The organism is Paenibacillus mendelii, from assembly GCF_024498075.1.
Classification (GTDB): domain Bacteria; phylum Bacillota; class Bacilli; order Paenibacillales; family Paenibacillaceae; genus Paenibacillus_Z; species Paenibacillus_Z mendelii.
This window is the reverse complement of record NZ_JANHOF010000004.1, coordinates 354,861-373,886: the sequence shown is the minus strand read 5'-3', so window position 1 is coordinate 373,886 and position 19,026 is coordinate 354,861. Positions and strand designations below refer to the sequence as shown.

General features: G+C 49.4%; 15 protein-coding genes and 1 pseudogene. 15 read left to right on the top strand and 1 reads right to left on the bottom strand.

Going from position 1 to position 19,026, the window contains the following annotated elements; translation table 11 throughout:
• Positions 1-91: 91 nt before the first annotated feature.
• The 15 genes and pseudogenes from NNL21_RS15990 (at position 92) to NNL21_RS15910 (ending at position 16,980) form a co-directional block, all read left to right on the top strand.
• Positions 92-2,413 carry a glycoside hydrolase family 2 protein gene (locus tag NNL21_RS15990; protein WP_204818259.1) on the top strand — a complete coding sequence of 774 codons (2,322 nt, stop codon included), beginning with the start codon at positions 92-94 and terminating at the stop codon, positions 2,411-2,413.
• A gap of 87 nt (positions 2,414-2,500) precedes the next feature.
• Positions 2,501-3,682: a cellulase family glycosylhydrolase gene (locus tag NNL21_RS15985; protein WP_204818258.1), complete on the top strand. Its 1,182-nt coding sequence runs from the start codon at positions 2,501-2,503 to the stop codon at positions 3,680-3,682.
• Positions 3,683-3,868: 186 nt separating this feature from the next.
• The gene (locus tag NNL21_RS15980) at positions 3,869-4,570 is read left to right on the top strand and encodes a phytanoyl-CoA dioxygenase family protein (protein WP_204818257.1); all 702 of its coding nucleotides are present in this window, start codon (positions 3,869-3,871) and stop codon (positions 4,568-4,570) included.
• A gap of 325 nt (positions 4,571-4,895) precedes the next feature.
• Entirely contained in the window at positions 4,896-5,966 is a 1,071-nt protein-coding gene (locus NNL21_RS15975) for a sensor histidine kinase (RefSeq protein ID WP_256555277.1), read from the top strand.
• Complete coding sequence (locus NNL21_RS15970; protein ID WP_204818255.1) at positions 5,963-6,598, top strand: response regulator; 636 nt, start codon at positions 5,963-5,965, stop codon at positions 6,596-6,598. The genes NNL21_RS15975 and NNL21_RS15970 overlap by 4 nt, the downstream gene beginning before the upstream one ends.
• A gap of 139 nt (positions 6,599-6,737) precedes the next feature.
• Positions 6,738-7,670, top strand: a complete 933-nt coding sequence (locus NNL21_RS15965) for an ABC transporter ATP-binding protein (RefSeq protein WP_204818254.1) — start codon at positions 6,738-6,740, stop codon at positions 7,668-7,670.
• A gap of 12 nt (positions 7,671-7,682) precedes the next feature.
• Positions 7,683-8,957: an ABC transporter permease gene (locus tag NNL21_RS15960; protein WP_204818253.1), complete on the top strand. Its 1,275-nt coding sequence runs from the start codon at positions 7,683-7,685 to the stop codon at positions 8,955-8,957.
• Complete coding sequence (locus tag NNL21_RS15955) at positions 8,957-10,060, top strand: ABC transporter permease (protein WP_204818252.1); 1,104 nt, start codon at positions 8,957-8,959, stop codon at positions 10,058-10,060. The genes NNL21_RS15960 and NNL21_RS15955 overlap by 1 nt, the downstream gene beginning before the upstream one ends.
• A 211-nt stretch (positions 10,061-10,271) precedes the next feature.
• Entirely contained in the window at positions 10,272-11,357 is a 1,086-nt protein-coding gene (locus NNL21_RS15950) for a Gfo/Idh/MocA family protein (RefSeq protein WP_256555276.1), read from the top strand.
• Between the two features lie 192 nt (positions 11,358-11,549).
• Positions 11,550-12,512: a helix-turn-helix transcriptional regulator gene (locus NNL21_RS15945; RefSeq protein WP_204818251.1), complete on the top strand. Its 963-nt coding sequence runs from the start codon at positions 11,550-11,552 to the stop codon at positions 12,510-12,512.
• Positions 12,513-12,588: 76 nt separating this feature from the next.
• On the top strand, positions 12,589-13,200 hold the full coding sequence (locus NNL21_RS15940) for an SRPBCC family protein (RefSeq protein ID WP_204818250.1): 612 nt from the start codon (positions 12,589-12,591) through the stop codon (positions 13,198-13,200).
• A 337-nt stretch (positions 13,201-13,537) separates the two neighbouring features.
• Complete coding sequence (locus tag NNL21_RS15935; protein WP_204818249.1) at positions 13,538-14,425, top strand: fructose bisphosphate aldolase; 888 nt, start codon at positions 13,538-13,540, stop codon at positions 14,423-14,425.
• A 216-nt stretch (positions 14,426-14,641) separates the two neighbouring features.
• Positions 14,642-15,822, top strand: a pseudogene (locus NNL21_RS15925) (DUF2515 family protein).
• A gap of 134 nt (positions 15,823-15,956) precedes the next feature.
• A complete protein-coding gene (locus tag NNL21_RS15920) occupies positions 15,957-16,436 on the top strand; it encodes a DUF6530 family protein (protein WP_204818248.1) in 480 nt (159 codons plus the stop codon).
• Between the two features lie 184 nt (positions 16,437-16,620).
• Positions 16,621-16,980, top strand: coding sequence for a GIY-YIG nuclease family protein (locus NNL21_RS15910; RefSeq protein WP_204818247.1), 360 nt, complete (start codon positions 16,621-16,623; stop codon positions 16,978-16,980).
• Positions 16,981-17,075: 95 nt separating this feature from the next.
• On the opposite strand, the gene NNL21_RS15905 is transcribed toward NNL21_RS15910, so the two are convergent.
• Positions 17,076-18,992 carry a glycosyl hydrolase family 18 protein gene (locus tag NNL21_RS15905; protein ID WP_204818246.1) on the bottom strand — a complete coding sequence of 639 codons (1,917 nt, stop codon included), beginning with the start codon at positions 18,990-18,992 and terminating at the stop codon, positions 17,076-17,078.
• Positions 18,993-19,026: the final 34 nt, after the last annotated feature.

The window sequence follows — 19,026 nt, the reverse complement described above, 5'->3', positions numbered from 1 at the left end:
TAAGGGTAAGAAAACGAAGGCCTAGCCCCCTATACTGATGAAAGGAGCGTTAACCGCTTCTGATCATCCAGACAGGGGGCTTACTTCATATATGACCCGAACAATCGACCTTGATGGTCAATGGACGTTATACTACTTTCCGCAGGGGGAGCACCAGATCTCTGAGCCGGCGCAATTGCAAACGTTTTCTATGCAGCCGATCGCAGGCCAGGTCCCAGGCAACGTGGAGCTGGATCTCGTCGAAGCCGGATTATTGCCGGATCCGTATGTGGGTGACAATATTTACGAGCTTCAACAATATGAGACCTACGAGTGGTGGTATGAGCGGGAGCTTCAAGTGGACGTGCCGATCGGCAGCCGGCGCATCGAGCTGATTTTCCACGGTGTCGATTGCATGGCAGCGTATTGGCTGGATAATGAGCTGATCGGTCATTCGGACAATATGCTCATTGAGCATCGCTTCGATGTGAGCGGCCGGATCAAGCAGGGACAGAAGCATAAGCTGACGATTCGCATTCGATCGGCAGTCATCGAGGCGATGTCGAAGCGATATGATCCTTCGAGCCGCGCGATGCAGACGAACTATGAGCAGCTATGGATTCGCAAAGCGCCTCATATGTATGGCTGGGACATTATGCCGCGCGCGGTATCAGCAGGCTTATGGCGATCCGTCGAGCTTGTTGTGCATGAAGCGAATGAGATCGATGATTTGTACTTCACCACGGTAGAAGCAACCGAACGGCATGCGGTTGTGCAGCTGTTCTACCAAATGCGGGCAGAGCCGCGCCGATTGCGCAATTTGCAGCTCAAAATAACGGCCGTTTGCGGCAGCTCGCGGTATGAGCAAACCTATCCGCTGCGATTTACTTACGGCCATCTTCGCTTCGCCATTCCGAATCCCTCGCTGTGGTGGCCAAGGGGTTACGGAGAAGCAGCGCTGTATGAAGTGACGACCGAGCTTCTCAGCGGAGAGGAAGTACTCGATACGCGAGTGGATCACATCGGGATTCGTACCGTTGAGCTCATTCGCACGGATATATCTACGATAGAGCATCCGGGCCAGTTCATGTTCAAGGTGAACGGCGTTCCGATCTTGATTAAAGGCTCGAACTGGGTGCCGCTCGACATGTTCCACAGTAAGGATGCGGACCGGGTGGCCGAAGCAATCGACTTGGCCGTCGATTTGAACTGCAACATGCTCCGCTGCTGGGGCGGCAGCGTCTACGAGGATCATGATTTCTTCGATCTATGTGATCGGAACGGAATTCTCGTCTGGCAGGATTTCGCCATGGCTTGCGCCATGTATCCGCAGGACCCTGCATTCCAAGAGGCTCTTCGGAAGGAAGCGGAAGTTATCGTGCGCAAGCTGCGCAATCACCCGTCGCTTGCGATCTGGTGTGGAGATAACGAATGCGATGACAGCTTTGTATATACGGGGCTTGACCCGAATGATAATGTACTCACGCGAAAGGTTCTTCCGGATGTATTGTTCCAGCATGATCCTTACCGCCCATATGTGCCAAGCTCGCCTTACATATCCCCGGAAGCGTACCGTCTGAAGAATGAGGACGCTTACCCGGAACGTCATCTATGGGGCGCGCGCGATTACTTCAAGAGCAGCTTCTATTCCATGGCAAGGTCGCATTTTGCCGGAGAGATGGGCTACCACGGCTGTACGAGTCTATCCTCGATTCGCAAATACATTGAAGAAGAGCATGTATGGCCGTGGAAAGACAATGAGCAGTGGGTAACGCATGCGACGGCTCCGGTTCGCGGACCGGATTCAGCCTTCCGTTACCGTGTCCAGCTGATGGCAGATCAGATTAATGAGCTGTTCGGCCAGTATCCGGAACGTATCGAGGACTTCATTATCGCTTCGCAAATATCGCAGGCTGAAGCTAAGAAGTATTTCATCGAGCGCGTCCGCATGCGCAAGTGGCATACGACAGGGGTGCTCTGGTGGAATCTGATAGACGGCTGGCCGCAATTCTCCGACGCGGTCGTAGACTATTATTACAGCAAAAAACTGGCCTATCACTATATCAAACGCGCCCAGCAGCCGATTTGCATAATGGTCGATGAGCCGGATAGCTGGCATATTCGAGTCAAAGTCGGCAATGACAGCAATCAGGCGGCCAATGGAACGTTCCGGGTATGGGATGCGGACAGCAGCGAGACCTTGCTTGAGGGGCCGTTCGAGATTGAAGCGAATGGACTTGGCGATCTGGGCGCGATCCGCGCGCCTCGCAGCCAGCAGCGTCTGCTCCTGATCCGCTGGGAAATCGATGGTATCGAATATGGCAATCATTACTTGCAGGGTACACCGGGCTTCTCTTACGAGCAGTATAAGTCTTGGCTGGAGAAGATTGCTCTGCTTCCCCAAGGCTTTCAAGCCGATGAGGTAGGCGTATAGTTGTCGAACCCATGCGGGCAGCACGGTTTGTTGATTGGTGTAGAGAGAATGGTATTGTTTATTGCGAATCGGAGGGTCAAGAAGAAGATGAGACGATTAAGTATCAGCGCTATGGCTGGATTGCTTGTATTGCTGCTTGTGCTTTCAGGCTGCTCACTTCTGGATAAGGAGCCGGATGCAATGGGACTGAGCGTGAACGAAGAAGGAATATTGATTCGTGACGGCAAGCCGTATCATGGCGTGGGACTTAACTTTTTCAGCTTGTTTAACCGCACCATGGACGATCCGGAGGACAAGAGTTATGCAGAGGGATTAAAGGAAATCGGCAGCTTCGGTATCCCGTTTGTCCGGTTTGCCGCGAGTCCTTATTGGCCGGTAAGCTTCAAGATGTATTTTGATGACCGCGAGAAGTATTACCAGCTGATGGACGATGTTGTTAAAGCGGCTGAGGAAGCGGGTGTTGGGCTCATCCCTTCTTTTATCTGGGCAGAGACTTCATGGCCCGATCTGATGAAGGAGCCAAGGAACGCTTGGGGCGACGTAAACAGTAAAACGATGGACATGATGCGCACTTACGTAACCGAGGTCGTCACGAGATATAAGGATTCGCCTGCGATTTGGGGCTGGGAGCTAGGCAATGAGTTCAACCTTCAGGTGGACCTGCCCAATGCGAAGGATGCAAGACCTCCAGTCGTGCCTGAACTTGGGACGCCAACTGAGCGGTCCGAGAAGGATGACGTGACGAGCGAAACGATGGCCACGCTGCAGGCGGAATTTGCGAAGACCGTTCAGGGGATCGATTCGAGCCGCATTATCCTGACAGGGAATGCATTGCCTCGTCCATCGGCTTGGCATCAACGCGAACAAAATTCATGGGGACAGGATACGAAGGAAAACTTCAAGACCATCTTGAAGGATCAGAATCCGCTGCCATACTCCATGCTGACCGTCCATTATTATCCTGGTGAAGCGCGTTTCGGTGCTCCAGATGACCCGAAAGTATTGGTCCCGCTGATGATGGAAGCATCGGCAGAGGCGAAGCAGCCGCTGTTTATCGGAGAAATCGGCGTGAGCGGCCCAGAGGAAACCGGAAGACCGGTCTTCGAGAGCTATATGAATGAAATCGAGAAAGCACAGGTGCCCCTGACAGCAGTATGGGTTTACGATCTTCCGAACCAGCCCGAAAACACGATCTTGGGCTCGAACGAACGTCGTTACCAGTTAGAGATGCTTCAAGAGATGAACAAGCGCATGTCGAAGCTGAAGTAACCGGGAACACTTGAATAATTCCGCACCGCTCAAGTCATCGGAAACTTGGGTGGTGTTTTTTACCGGGACAGCTTCTCTTCCTTATAGAGGGCGATTAGATCGAATCAACTACTCTATTACTAGTATAAATAATCCTGATCTTGAGTATAATTTATTGCTTGTTGAGAAGTACAGGAGGTGGTTAGGATGAACGAAAAGGAAAAATATTTATTTGATTTACAAGGTTACATAGTTATTGAGAATGTATTGTCCCAGGAGCAGCTCACTATACTGAACCGGGCAATCGATGAGAAGAAGGTATTATGGGAAGAGCCGGCATTTCGTAATCTGATTGACGATCCAACTATTGAGCCATATCTGACCGAGATTCTCCAGGAGGAGTATCGGCTGGATCATGAATATTCCATCATTCATCAAAAAGGAGATTCATTGTTTGGACTTCATGGCGGCGGGGTTCCTTACGATCCGGGTCAATATTATATATTTAAAAATGAGAGGATGTATAGCGGCCTTACAGTCGTTTCCTATGCGCTGTCGGATATTGGCGATCAGGACGGTGGTTTCTGCTGCATCCCCGGCAGTCATAAATCAAATTACAGAACTCCCAAAGAATTCGTAGACTACTCTGAAACCGGACCTACTGTTCATATTTCGCAAAAAGCGGGAGATGTGCTCATTTTTACCGAGGCGCTGACCCACGGTACCTATACTTGGAAAGCTTCACACCAACGCAGATCATTGCTTTTCAAATATGCGCCGGCGATGATTTCGTGGGCAGCCTTCCAAAGATCGCAGGAGCGGATGGATTTGCTTACGGAAAAGCAAAAATCTATTGTGCAAGCCCCAGCTTCAGTAGGATATAGACATTATGGGAAAAATAAATCATAAACGTTATCCATGTACATGTATGTGGATCAGACCCTAAGTGATTTGATATGAGAAAAGGAACCCGTAGAAGAATCAATTCCGTTGATTCTTCTACGGGTTCTTTATGTTTGGCAAAGGATATTCGATTCTTTTCCTAAAACCTCTTTTTTACGCATACATCTGTAGAATATGGCAGTTTGATAGATAAACACCCTTTTTGTTTGATATTATGGAAGCGTACACTACCGTGGTTAAGGAGATCAATATGCACACGTTTTGGATATGGCTATCTCTATTAATCCTCATTTGGATTTGTGGTCTGCTGCATCTACCGCTGGAGACACGGATGATGCCATGGAGAATGCTGGGCACCGCCACTTTCTTCGCAGCCTTCTTCATATCTCCTCTACTGCGAACAAAACCGGTTCTTCTGACGATCAATCTGATCTTTGCTTCGATACTTGCTGTCAGCGTTCTATGGCCGGACATGGATGGGACCGTCAATCCATATACATTCTTGGTGCTGTCACTGCTTGCGGGGAAAGCAGTCTATCGATTACCGGTTATTCATGCCTGTATCGTCGGCTTCTTTCTGACATTAGGCGCCTATGCTCCCTCACTCGCGGATTATCCCAATCTGCCTGCCGTCTATATCGGTTTATATGCGGTGCTGCTAACGCTTGCTTTCACCGTCTATCGCATTGTCTGGCAGCAAGCAGTGGATGCTGCCGCACGAAACGAGGCGCTATTAGGCGAATATCGCAAAATGAAAAGGCGTATGGCATCCGATGAGGAATTGGCCCGTCAAGAGGAGCGTGCGCGGGTTGGCCAGGATATTCATGATTCAGTCGGACATAAGCTGACGGCCTTAATGATGCAGCTGGAAGTATTTCGCATGCAGACGGATGCGGAGTCGGAGGTTCAAGTTCGGAATCTGAGGGAGCTGGCGCGGGAGAGCTTGCAGGAAACGAGAAGCGCGGTCAAGGCATTACAGGATCATGAGCCAGGCGGACTGCCTGCCATCATGAGATTAATTCGCAAGCTTGAAGCGGAGAGCGTGATTAAAATCCACTTTGCCGTGAAGCACGGGGCGCTGTCCGCTCCATTAACGAACAATCAATCCATTGCGGTATACCGTGTCGTCCAAGAGGCGTTAACGAATATTATGAAGCACAGCAGGTCCCGGGAGGCTGAGGTCATGTTCGAAGCGCCGGGCGGCAGCGTGTTCCGCTTCGAGATCTCGAATCCAGGCGCAGCCCATGCTCCATTCCAGGAGGGCTTCGGCTTCAAATCGATGCGGGAACGAATCGAGAATAACCATGGACGGCTTGAGGTGATCTCGAATCATGAACGGTTTATCGTCAGCGGCACATTGCCGCTGAACCTTACATCCAGCGTAGAGGAGACAACCAGATGATCAGAATTTTACTTGCCGAGGATCAAGCGATGGTACGTCATGGTTTGAAGATGATGATCGAGACGGATGATGAGCTGCGCGTGACCGGCGAAGCCGGCAATGGGCGGGAAGCGGTGGAACAGAACGAGCGGAATCGATTCGATCTGGTTATTCTCGATATCCAGATGCCGGTCATGAATGGCTTGGAAGCCGGACGAATGATCCGGAAGCGGTGGCCGGATCGTAAGGTTCTCATGCTGACGACGTTTAACGATGACGAGTATGCGCTTGAGGCTTTGAAGATCGGAGCGAGCGGATATATGCTAAAGGATGCCGAACCCGATGCGTTGATTCGTTCCATTCGCAGCTGCATGTCAGGCGGACTGTCGCTGCAGGATCATGTTGCGGCCAAGGTGATCCCGCGGCTGCTTCATCGTTCGGAGGAAGAGAAGACAGTCGATTCCGCCATTACACCCCGCGAGATGGATATCTTGAGACTTGTTGGGGAGGGCCGCAGCAACCGGGAAATTTCCGAAGAACTAGGCTTGTCGGTCGGCACGGTCAAAAATCATATGAGTCAATTGATGGAGAAGCTCGAATTGCGTGATCGTACACAGGTAGCGATCTATGCGATCCGTCACAACGTCGTATAGAACGGACAGCAGAACAAACATGACTTCAGTCATGGGTAGAGCAGGAATGGATGACGGAGGACAGTGTGAGCACTGTCTTTTTCTATGTATACTTACCGGTAGGAATAAGGTTAGGCGCGCGATTGGAAGGGGAGATTCGATGCTGGAAGCAATGGAGTTACGGAAGGTTTTCAAAGGAAGAACCGCGGTTGACGATGTGAGCTTATTTTTGGATCAAGGTGAATCCGTGGGCTTGCTGGGGCCGAACGGAGCAGGCAAATCAACGACCATCTCGATGATTTCTTCCTTATTAACGCCGAATTCGGGGGACGTCAGGCTGAATGGGGTAAGCATCGTCAGCAAGCCGCAGTTCATTCGTCAAGTACTCGGCGTAGTTCCGCAGGAAATTGCACTGTATGAGGAATTGAGCGCTTATGAAAACTTAAAGTTTTTCGGCAGCATCTACCGGCTGAAGGGCAAGCAGCTGGAAGCGAAGATTCAAGAATTGCTGGAGATGGTCGGGCTGCGGGATCGGCAGAAGGAGCTCATTAAAACCTACTCCGGCGGGATGAAGAGACGCATCAATATAGCTGCCGCGCTGCTGCACGATCCACAAATCGTGATCATGGATGAGCCGACAGTCGGGATCGATCCGCAATCGCGCAATCATATCCTTGAAACCGTCAGACTGTTAAATCGCGAGAAGGGGACTACGGTGTTGTATACGAGTCACTACATGGAAGAAGTAGAGCAGCTATGCAGCCGGGTTTACATTATGGATCATGGGCGGATTATCGCATCGGGAACGACGGAGGAGCTGCGCCGTATTCTGTCCGGTGAAGATACACTGCTGCTCAAGCTGGATAAGCCAAACAAAGATTTGGCTAATGTGCTTCGATCGTTGGCACCGATCAGGCATGTCGAAGAAACCGATAACGGTTTGAAGCTGATTATCGCCAAACATAGCAGCTTACTATCCCAAATCGTTCAAACTGCGGAAAGCCACCAAGTGGAAATCATTAATATCCATGTGCATACACCGAGCCTAGAGGATGTATTCTTGCATCTGACCGGTCGAACCTTGAGAGACTAGGGAGGGAGCCGCTTGATCTCATTCTTCAAGAAGGATTTCCTGGTTCACTGGCGAGACCGGAAGGAAATTATCATCTCACTGATCTCGCCGCTTGTGATCATTGCCGTTATTGGGATCGCACTGCCTGGCTGGGTCGAGAATCCAACCAAGACTTTGCAGATAAAGGTGGCTCTTGTAAATGCAGACGATGAGCAAGCCGCCATGCAGGAGTTTCGGGATTCTCTCGCTGCACGTTCCTTGCCGGATGATGAATTGTTGGATATCGAGCAGCAATTGGAGCAATTATCTCCAATTCGAATGCTTAAGCAGGTATTTCAAGCTGAACACGTGAAAGAAATCGTTAGCATGGAAGAACTGGGGAACGACGATGCCCTCCAGCAATTGCAAGAAGAGCGGATTGCAGCGGTTGTAACCATACCGGATGGATTTACGCTTGCAGCACTGAATAAAATGGTATGGAACGACGGGGAGGGAACAGCGCTTCGCATAATAGCCGAGAAGGCTTCCTTGCAAGTCGGTGTTCTGAATGACATTATCGATGGCTATGTCCAAAAGTTGAATGTGCAATCTGCTTTCCACCACTTGTTGGGAGCGGATGCCGGCGCAGCGGCTATAGCATCGGACGATTATAGCGGAATAGGCGGCAGGGAGATGGTTGACGGTGTCGAAACGGTAACCTCCTTTCAATATTACGCTCTGGCGATCAGTATCGTATTTGCGCTTCTGTTATCCGTTACGATGGCTTCAAAAGCGATTACAGAGAAACGGGAGCGCACGTTTCAACGAATCCTTCTTACGGGTTCTCAGCCGTTTCATTATTTGATGGGAAAGATGAGTGCTGCCTTCTGCTTGTCTATCTTGCAGCTATCAATTATTATACTTATTTCGCATTTCGCTCTGAACATCTTCCCGGGTCGCTCGTTACTGTTCTGGCTTGGCGTGTCCGCTGTCCTTGTTCTATTGTCACTGTGCGTGGGCGCGTTGGTCGTGCTCTTCACCGCGCTGGTGTTCCGATTACATGACGAGACAGCAAACGGCATTGCTTTCATCTTTTCATTGATTGCAGGCACGATCGGCGGCAGCTTCGTACCGATCTATATATTGCCTGACTGGCTTCGATCAGCCGGCGAATGGACGCCGAACGGATTGTCGCTTGCTGTGCTCCTCCAATGGATCCAGACAGAGACGGTAGCGGACCTGTCAGTGCCTCTTGTTAAGCTGGCCGTATTCGCAATTGCAACAATCGGCCTAGCAAGCTGGTGCTTTCCAAGAAGGGGGCGTATCTAATGAATCCGATATTTATGGCGCAATGGATGAAGGAGAAGCGTTCTCCGATAATGATTCTGGCCTTCTGCGGGCTCAGCATCCTCGCCACACTTCTATTCGGGACGGGCTCGGACAGCAAGATGCAAATCGGTGTATTCCCGGCAGAAGGTGCGGGAGACACTGCAGCGGAAGAATGGCTTGACTTGTTGAATAAGGGCGATGCGGTTGAATTTGTCATGCAGGATGAACTACAGGCCCATTCGGAAGTGCGGGAGGGCCGTGCCGACGCAGCACTTCAATTAATGGAGAATGACTACCGGATCATCGCAGCCATCGATAATCCGAATGTACAGCTTGTGGAGCAGCAGGTTCACACCGTATTTGTTGAGGAACTGCAGCTGCGAGCAGCAGAAGCTTACAAGAAGGATACGAGCGCATTTCGAACGGAAGTAGAAACCTACTTGAAGCATCCGCCAATAACCGTACAATCGCAAACAACGGAAGGCAGTCAACTCATTAAATATAATATGAGCCTGCAACTGCTATTTACGTTCACCCTATTCCTCGTAATGTTCACAATAGGCTTCAAGATCAACTCGATCACGATGGAGAAGGTATCCGGAATATGGAGCCGGGTTATCCTCTCCCCGGTACGGAAGTCTGAGATGTACATGGGACATCTCATGTACAGCGCCATGATCGGCTTTGCTCAAATAGCGGCGGTATTTCTTCTCTTCCGCTACGCGTTCGGCTTTAATCTTGGCGATCAGTTCGGTATGCTGCTCTTGATTGCTGCAATGTACTCAATGACGATCGTAGCTTTGTCTATGCTGCTCACGGGAATGGTGCGGACACCGGAACAGTTCAATGCGGTCTTTCCGTCCGTCATTCCGATCATGCCGCTATTAAGCGGCGCTTACATGCCGCCGGGAACGATTACGAATGAATTTCTGCTCACAATATCCGAATTGTTCCCGTTGAAACATGCATTGGATGCGATGATTGATATCGCGATCTACAACGCAGGTTGGCCGGATGTCTTTCTATCGGTTGCCAAGCTGTGCATGATCGGTGTGATCTGCATGGGGATCGGGATCAATCTGATGGAACGCCGCCGGGTGTAACTGCCAATTGAATGAGTAGCCTTAAGTACGGCTCCGCTTCCATGATGAAGTCACGATGGAAACGGGGCCTTTTTTGTAATGTGTGGAAATCGGTGAAAATTCACAATTCGATGTTGTATAATCTCATCGTTAATTTAATGTCTCCGTTGTATAATTTGGGTGCGGTAAGGTGAAATAACCAAATTCAAGAAATCGGTGAAAGGTGGAGATTGTGCTGCCAAATCGTCGCAAAGTTCGAATAGCTGTAGTCGGCTTAATATTTGGTTACAGCTTCGCGGAAATATACAAGGACCACCCAGATGTAGAATATGTCGGCCTATGCGATGTCAACGAGGAGGTGCTGAAGCAAAGAGGCGATCAGCTGGGGATCGATCGTAGACATGCCAGTGTGGAGGAAGTACTTGCTTCGGATCAATACGATGCCATTCATTTGTTGACTCCTATACCGACCCATGCACAGCTTTCGTTAGATGCCTTGAACGCCGGTAAACATTGCGCATGTGCCGTTCCGATGGGGACGACGCTGGAGGAATTGTATGCGATTGTGGAGGCATCAAGACGGAACGAGAGAAATTACATGATGATGGAAACGGCCGTATACACGACCTATTTTTTGCATCTCAAGCAATTAATCGAGCAAGGGAAATTCGGTCATATTCAATTTCTTCGCGGCGTTCACTATCAGGATATGGAAGGATGGCCTTCTTACTGGATGGGATTACCGCCCATGCACTATGCTACGCATGCCGTCGCGCCTCTACTGGCAATTGCGGATACAAGAGCCAAGAAGGTCCATTGCTTGGGATCGGGCTTTATGCGGGAAGAATTGAAGAAACCATATGGCAATCCATTTCCGATCGAATGTGCGATCTTCCAATTGGACAAGGCGGATTTGGCTGCGGAAGTGTCTAGAAGTCTCTTTTATATGGCCAGAAAAGGTGCGGAGACGTTCAGCGTATACGGAGAGAAGCTCTCCTTCGAATGGTTGGATGAACCGGTCATGTATCGGCGCAGTGAAAACAATGCTTACTCCAGAGGCACCGATTATATTCCGTATCCAATCGATCCGGAACCGGATTTCCGTCACTTGCTGCCGCTTGAAATTAGGCGTCATGCTGACAACGGACATCATGGTTCCCACCCGCATCTTGCGCATGAATTTATTCGCAGCATCCTAGAGGAGCGGCAGGCTTCGATCAGCGCCGTAGTCTCGGCGAACTGGACGGCCGCAGGCATCTGCGCCCATGAATCGGCCATGCATGGCGGAGCGGAAGTCGAAATACCGAAGTTTGATTAATCAACGGCGCTTCCGATAAGGGGCGCCGCTTTTTTTTATGCGTATCGGCGGATATATGTAGTCCCGTGAATGATAGATAAGTGGGCGAAGATTATCGTACAATGTCAATATAATGAAAGAGAAAGAACGGGGCGATCAGGAAACCGGCTATCGAATAACCAAACACCCCGAGTGAAAGGGCTGCTGAATACGATGTCTAAAGCTGACAATATGCTTGCGATTCTAGGACTCCTGCAATCACGAAGAAGAATGACGGCCAAACAGCTGGCAGAGGCATTGGAAATTCATATTCGAACGGTGTATCGGTGTGTTGACGCTCTATGCATTGCCGGCGTACCCATCGTTTCCGAGATTGGACGTGACGGAGGGTACTTGATCCCTGACAATATCAAGCTAGAGCCCTTGTTCTTTGATGCCGATGAACAAAAAGCGCTTCTCCAAGCAGCTGCATTCGCCAAGGAAGCAGGTTATCCATCCGAATCGGCGCTCAGTCGGGCGATTGCAAAAATAAAGCGATATACCAATCCGGAGCAATTGCAGCGGATGGAGCATTACGAGACGAGTATCGAGGTCATTCAACCGCCCTCTGTGCCGGCTCTAACCTCGTTGCTTGCAGAGATCGAAACCGGGATGGAGCAGCAATCAAGCCTCGAACTCAACTACAAGGCCGGATATGATGGCGTCCAAAGCAAGCGTATCCTTGACCCGTATGGACTCGTCCATTGGAAAAGCAAATGGTATGCGGTTGGTTATTGTCACCTGCGAGGAGAAATACGGAGCTTCCGTGTCGACCGCATGAGTGATATCCGATGCACGGATAATAAGTATCAGCGCCCACAGCCATTCTCTGCCCGGGATTTTTTATTGAGCAGCTTGCTCCCAGAATCGGGATCTGATCATGATATGATTTCGGTTCGCATACAAGGCACCCCGCAAGCTTTGGACGATTTATGCAGACATTGGCTGCTAGGTCACGCACTCGTCGAGCGAACGGTGGATCAAGCCCATTTCAGACTCGATGAGGAGACCCTCTATTCACAACTGTCTTATTATCTATTATCTTTCGGCGGGAAAATACGAATCGTAGAGCCGGAGGAATTGAAATCATGCCTGATCGACATTACAGCATCTCTGCTAGATTATTATCAATCCTAAATTCACAAACACTGACCTGCTTTGTCAGTGTTTGTATTCTATAATGAAGTAAACGGATCCGTCAGGAGGAGAGAAGTTGGCAGGCTCTATTTTTAAGCGAGATGTGAAGGCAGCAACGGGAACCTCATGGGAAGAATGGATCATGAAGCTTGGGCAGACCGTCGACCAGCATTGGTCTCATGAACAAATTAAACATTATATCGGCGATAACGATGCAGTATCGGAGGATTGGAGCGAATGGATCGCCAATATGTACGAACATCTCATGGGCCGAATTCCTGTAGGAACCACTAAGGATGCGGGCGTGCAAATTGGGGTCAGAAGGACAATGGCAGTCACTAAGGAGGAAGCCTGGGATTTCCTCACGTCGCCAAAGGGTTTGTCGTTATGGATCGGGGAGGCGCCTTCTTTCAAGCTTCAGGTGGGACATGAATACGAGTCAAGGGAAGGCGTGTCGGGGAAGATTACAGTAGTCGTACCCTGCCATAAGCTGCGAATGACATGGAAGCGCCCAGAGTGGGACAACCCCTCCCGCCTTCAAATCTATGTATTATCTACGAAGACGGGAAAGACGAGCATTGCGATTCATCAGGAAATGCTGGATGATGTCTATATGAGAGAAGTCATGAGGCGATATTGGGATGAGATGTTGGATAACGTCCGAGATCAGGTGGAGACGGCAGGCTGATTAAATGGAGCCATATGGATTTACGTGTGCACAGCGCTTGGGTTTCCAAGCGTTTTTTTGGTTTGTTCCGCAGCTCCAGCAAGACTTCGTCAGTGCTTTGATTATGAATTTATTGTACAATAAAGAAAATTCTAGCTTCATCATCAAGTCTGAGCGTGATCGGCATGTCTATCCGGATTGATCGTCGAGCATACTCGTCTGCGGCTTATGACGATAGGATCACCCCTTGCCGGTGTGAGCGCCAAGCAGCAGGTTCCCGTTTGGAACCCATAAGAAATGGTTAAACCGTACGATAAGGGTTAACGTTCATCATTTCACGAGAAAGAAGGAAAAGGCGATGAAAAAGGAACAAATGGATCGAATGCATACGGGAGAGGGCTTTATCGCTGCGTTGGACCAAAGCGGCGGAAGTACGCCAAAGGCATTGCTGCAATACGGCATCAAGGAGAGCAGCTATTCCAATGACGAAGAGATGTTTGACTTGGTTCACCAAATGAGAAGTCGAATCGTCACAAGTCCGGCGTTTGATTCGAAACATATTTTGGGTGCGATCTTGTTTGAAAATACGATGAATCGTATGATTCATGATCAATTTACCGCGGATTACCTATGGGAGAAGAAAGGCATTGTGCCCTTTCTCAAGGTCGATGAAGGACTAGCTGGCCTTGACCATGGCGTTCAGCTCATGAAGCCGATTTCGGATTTGAACGGCTTATTGAAGAGGGCGGCAGACAAGAATATTTTTGGGACGAAAATGCGCTCGGTTATTAAAGAGGCCAACCCGGAAGGCATTCGAAAAGTAGTCGAGCAGCAGTTCGATATTGGCAAACAAATCGTAGCGATGGGGCTTGTTCCTATTATTGAGCCTGAGGTAGATATTCATAGTGCGGATAAAGCGCAGTCGGAGAAAATGTTAAAAGAAGAGATCGTCAAGCAATTGGCTGCTCTTGATCCAGACGCTAAAGTGATGCTGAAGCTCTCCATTCCGACAGAGGATGATTTCTATCGGGATCTCATGGACGATTCGCATATTGTTCGGGTCGTCGCTTTGTCAGGCGGATATGATCAGAGGGAAGCAAATGAAAAACTGGCCCGCAATCATGGCTTAATCGCCAGTTTTTCGCGTGCCTTGTCGGAGGGGTTAACAGCCCAGCAAACAGACGAAGAGTTCAACGCGATGCTGTCCCATTCCATTGAATCCATCTATAAAGCATCCATCACCTGACCTTTCAGGAATCGCGGGCTCGTGTCATCCGATACGATTCATTAATGAAACAGCAATAGGAAAGATTGAAGAAGAGGTTAAGCGGATTCGTCGTCTGCTTAACCTCTTTGCTTTGTTTCATGCCGCTGTATTCACCCCAGCCGCTCGTCATCAATCGTCAAGATATGTAATAGGATATCTAAGATGGCTAATGCGTTTGCAAGGAGAGATGAATGCATGGGAATTGAGTTGCGGACGCCGTTGGATTGGTTTACAAAAAGTCCATTTCCAGCGTTTCATCCAATCAAAAAAGAATTGCAGAAGAAATTGAAGAACGCTCCTAAACAAGCTTTAACCCTATCCGAATTACCTGCCGGGGATCAGCTCCTCATCGGGCAAATTCAGGATATCACCCGTCAATTAAACGTGAACAATATTACCCGGACCGCGACGTATGGAGCGTACTACCGGCGCCATCCGGAGATTGAATGGGCCTTCCTGGGGCATATGGTGTCCCGAAATGGCGGCTGGAATATGACGGATTTGCGGGGGGAGCCTCACTCGCGGTTATTGTCGGATACGGAACGGAATCTTTATTTTCAATTTTTGGAACGCGGCAATTGGCTGATTTTCCAAGATGCCTACCCGCAAATTTATTGTATGAGGAAAGCTTGCGGAGAGATGCAAACCTGTTTCATTTGCTGCCCTATTTTCATGTATCCGCCTATATGGAAGTCATGTGGAATCATTTCTGGACGAGCGGTGACCGCTATCTGCTGACGATTGCTCTAGTGGTCAATGAGCAGAGCTACCTGGAAAAAAGAATGATTCAGAATCAGCATTATCAGAATACGATTCTTCAGACGATCGCGTTTAAACTCCATGATTTGTTGAGCTTAAATCAAATTCTATTTCCTTATTATATAGCATCGGAAGCAGGTGACCGGCAAGTGACCGGTCTGATCGGTGAAACGCTTCATCGCTTTGGTTCGCTTCATGAACGAATTATGTTGGGCAAACGGCTGTACTCCTTGCTCTTCGGACATTCCGATCATCTTCAGGGCGCATTAAGCTGGGCGATGGATCATCCGCACACGGCTTCCCGCAAAGACTATTGGCCGCATTTGTTCAACGACGTGAATGACTCTGTACCGGGTGCTCCCTACAAAAAACGAATGAAGGATTGTCAATTAAAGCCGGGGGCCAACCGTTTGTACAGTCCGGCATTACACCATGTATGGCGTAACGTCGAGCATGAAGAAGCGGAAGCCGGAGATTGGTTCGACGATTGGAAAGTCATCGCGCATTTTGTGAAGTCCGAAGAAGAACAGGCAAGCGGCCCAATTGTTCATGATTACTGCCAGACCTTGGATAAAGTTGAACATGCAGCTATGGCCAAAACAGCGATATTCGAGTAGTGAATAGAAGGCATGTGATCGCGAACCGGATTGACTGATCCGGAACTGCAGGTTAAGATCAATTAGTAATTTAGTAAATCAGTAATTTAGTAAATTACTAAATTACTAAATTCTTAACTGGAGAGTGCGAAAGAATGAAAATACCAACAACTCTAAAACATAAACCTGTCATCATATCGGAAAATTATGAGCAGGTTGACGGCCGAAACGCCGGGAACACGGATGCCAAAGGTCTCTCCCTTGGGTTAGCCCAATGGAACGATAGAGGAAAGGTCGATATCTCCGCAAAGGTATGGAGACATACAGGGGAGAAATGGTCCCGTCAATCGGAAGAGCTTCCTATGCACCGCGTACTTGACTTAGCCATTCTAATTTGCAGAAGCAGCTTGCATTTTCAGGACGCCTATCGTTTTCCGAAGCTGTATGACCCTGATCAAACTACGATTGACCGCATTGGACTGCAAGGGGATGCGATGAGTGTTGCCGTATGCGAAGAAAATCCCATGATTGATCATGATATTCAGCTGTTCGCTCAGGCACTTGGTGAAGATGGCGAAATGATTGGAGAGCGGCTTCGGGTATTGTCCCGTCTACTTAAAGAAATGGGTTATTGAAATGTATGGAGATGAACAATGTGAAGAACAGCAATGAAGATGATGTATTATCGCCGGCTCAGGAAAAACACAGCTTGCAAAGGCATTGTCGGCTGAATTAGGTCTGCCCTACACGAAAGTGACCTGTTTTGCCGACATGGATACGTTGTGATTTATGTATTCATTCATTGAAGGAGAGAGAGGCATGGACAAGAACAAGCGCAAGGAACTGCAGGAAGAATTCAAGCTCATTAAGACCTATATGGGTGTCATAAAAATTACAAACAAGACGAACGGAAAAATATACATGGATAGCTTTCCCAACCTGAAGAATAAGTGGATGACCATTCAGATGCAATTGGACATGGGGAGGTTTGCAAATTCCCAACTGCAGCAAGATTGGAAGGAAATGGGGTCAAGCGCATTCGCTTTCGAGGTGCTTGAAGAGAAGGAAGCGGATGACGTAACCGACATCAAGTGGGAACTGAAGCAGATGGAAAAGCTGTGGTTGGAGGATTTGCAGCCCTATGGAGACAAGGGATATAATAAGCCGCAAATGAGATAAATGGATAACAAGGCAGTCAGGAGTACGCAATATTGCGCTCATGACTGCCTTGTTCGTTCGTGATAACATAAACAGGTAGGATGATTGTACAGACGTTATTTCTGCTGCAGCATCATCGTCCACAGATCGGCGCTCTCATACCCCAAGCGCCATATGGCTACGCCGGCAAGATCATACTTCTTGGCGAGGGCAATGCGGGCTTTTACGGTACTTGCCGTCTCTGCCCAGAATACATGCTTATAACCATTCTTATAATAGGTGTATTTTAATTGACCCGATTTAGCGTCGAGAACGCCTTTTGCTCCGTTTTCTTGAATAATTGCAGGAATATCCTTCATCAGGATCGCTTTGTTGTCGATGAGCTTGCCGTTTCCATCTATTCGCCATTCCCTTACATAGAACGGGATGCCGAGCATGAGCTTACTGCGTGGAATGCCGTAGTCAAGAAATTGCTTCACCCCATCCTCGACCCAGCGAAGCTCCCCGACGGAGCCGGCTTTATCGCTGCCCTTCCAGTGCTGATCATAGGCCATGATCATAATCGTATCGACAATGTCCGCAAGTGCCGCATGATCATATGCGGTTTTGTGATTCCAGCTGACGTCGCCGCGCGGCAAATCGATTGATACGGATAAGCCCTTCTGGTGCGCGGCTTTGGTGAAGTTTCGCACAAACGCCGTATACAAGGCCCGATCGCCGCCGGCAAGCGCTTCAAAATCGAGATTGATGCCAGCTGCTTTAAGCTCGACGAGTCGTCCGATCAGCGCCTGTGTAAATTTCGTCTGAGCCGCGCTATTGCGAAGGAAAGCGCTTGTCATCACGCTGTCGAATTGATTGTGCACGAGCGGCATGAGCTGAATGCCGGACTTACGCATGGTCTCGACAAGAGCGGGATCAGAGCTGTCCGTTAGCGTGCCATCCGCTGAGGCAAGCTCGAACCAGCTCGGTGAGTCGATATCGAGTCCTTGCGTTTGAGATACCTGCGCTTCGATCGTCGAGCTGCGCGAGGTTCCATTCCAAGCCAGGTAGAGCAGCTTGGACTTATTATTCCAGATTGCGCGGCCGCTTTCGGTCGTGACAACCGAATCCGCATAGGCCGCTGCCGTTGCTACAGCCGATTTGCGGGTATGAAATTGACCAAGCTTGCGATCGCCTTGTGTGACGGTCAAGTAGGGGACGTTCGTCCACCATGTCGAACCGTCCTTAACGACGGAGGCGAAGGCGAATTGTTTGGCGAAGAAGATCGCGCTTCCCAGACTGTAGAAGGTCCGGACTGTCTTACCGTTCTGCATTAGCGTATAAGGGGCTGGACTGGCGTGAACCGTCTGACCCGTCGCTGTATTCATCACGGAACTGCCCGCGATTTTGGCGGAAGCACGTATCGCATCGAGCAGGAATGCATATTTGGTGCTGCCTGTTGATTCACCGTTAACAATAATGTCGTATACAGGTGTCTTCGAACGTTGGGCTGTCTTCTGAGCTGCGGTTAGGTTGTCCCAAACCCATTGATTCGTTGCGAGCTCCATCACATGCATGTTCGTGTAATACTTGGCGGCCTTCTTGGCCTCAGCAATGGTAGCGAAGCTCCACTCAGGAAGCGTCTTATCGCCTTGATATAGCTGATAATTCGGATATGTACCTTCTACCCACCCGGGCTGCTGCAGATCGCGTATTTGTGCAAACCGCAGCTTCTTCGCGAACGTTCTTGCTTCTGCCAAGGTGCGGAATTCCCGGTTGTCCGTGGAGAAACCGCTGTCATAAACTTTGTACCGGGGGAAATTGTCCCACATCCACACGCGGCCTTCGATCTTCTCGACATGGCTGTACGCGAAGCTCTTCGCATAAGCGAGTGCCTGAGCCTCGCTTGCAAACTCTTTCAGCGCTTCATCGTTCTGATAGACCCGAAATTGCGTTGCATGGCTCGCGCTGCTGGCGCTCGCCGTTCCCGCTGTCGCCAAACCGGCTTGCAAGGCCAGAATAAGTGCGATCATCAAACTCCACTTGATACGCATGTGCCTGAAATCACCTCTCCTCTATGAATCTATA

Excerpts from the sequence above, each read along its gene's own strand:
- NNL21_RS15990 (WP_204818259.1), top strand. The coding sequence starts at position 92 with ATGACCCGAACAATCGACCTTGATGGTCAATGGACGTTATACTACTTT.
- NNL21_RS15970 (WP_204818255.1), top strand. The coding sequence starts at position 5,963 with ATGATCAGAATTTTACTTGCCGAGGATCAAGCGATGGTACGTCATGGT.
- NNL21_RS15910 (WP_204818247.1), top strand. The coding sequence starts at position 16,621 with ATGGACAAGAACAAGCGCAAGGAACTGCAGGAAGAATTCAAGCTCATT.
- NNL21_RS15905 (WP_204818246.1), bottom strand. The coding sequence starts at position 18,992 with ATGCGTATCAAGTGGAGTTTGATGATCGCACTTATTCTGGCCTTGCAA.
- NNL21_RS15975 (WP_256555277.1), top strand. The coding sequence starts at position 4,896 with ATGATGCCATGGAGAATGCTGGGCACCGCCACTTTCTTCGCAGCCTTC.
- NNL21_RS15920 (WP_204818248.1), top strand. The coding sequence starts at position 15,957 with ATGAAAATACCAACAACTCTAAAACATAAACCTGTCATCATATCGGAA.
- NNL21_RS15955 (WP_204818252.1), top strand. The coding sequence starts at position 8,957 with ATGAATCCGATATTTATGGCGCAATGGATGAAGGAGAAGCGTTCTCCG.
- NNL21_RS15945 (WP_204818251.1), top strand. The coding sequence starts at position 11,550 with ATGTCTAAAGCTGACAATATGCTTGCGATTCTAGGACTCCTGCAATCA.
- NNL21_RS15985 (WP_204818258.1), top strand. The coding sequence starts at position 2,501 with ATGAGACGATTAAGTATCAGCGCTATGGCTGGATTGCTTGTATTGCTG.
- NNL21_RS15980 (WP_204818257.1), top strand. The coding sequence starts at position 3,869 with ATGAACGAAAAGGAAAAATATTTATTTGATTTACAAGGTTACATAGTT.
- NNL21_RS15965 (WP_204818254.1), top strand. The coding sequence starts at position 6,738 with ATGCTGGAAGCAATGGAGTTACGGAAGGTTTTCAAAGGAAGAACCGCG.
- NNL21_RS15935 (WP_204818249.1), top strand. The coding sequence starts at position 13,538 with ATGAAAAAGGAACAAATGGATCGAATGCATACGGGAGAGGGCTTTATC.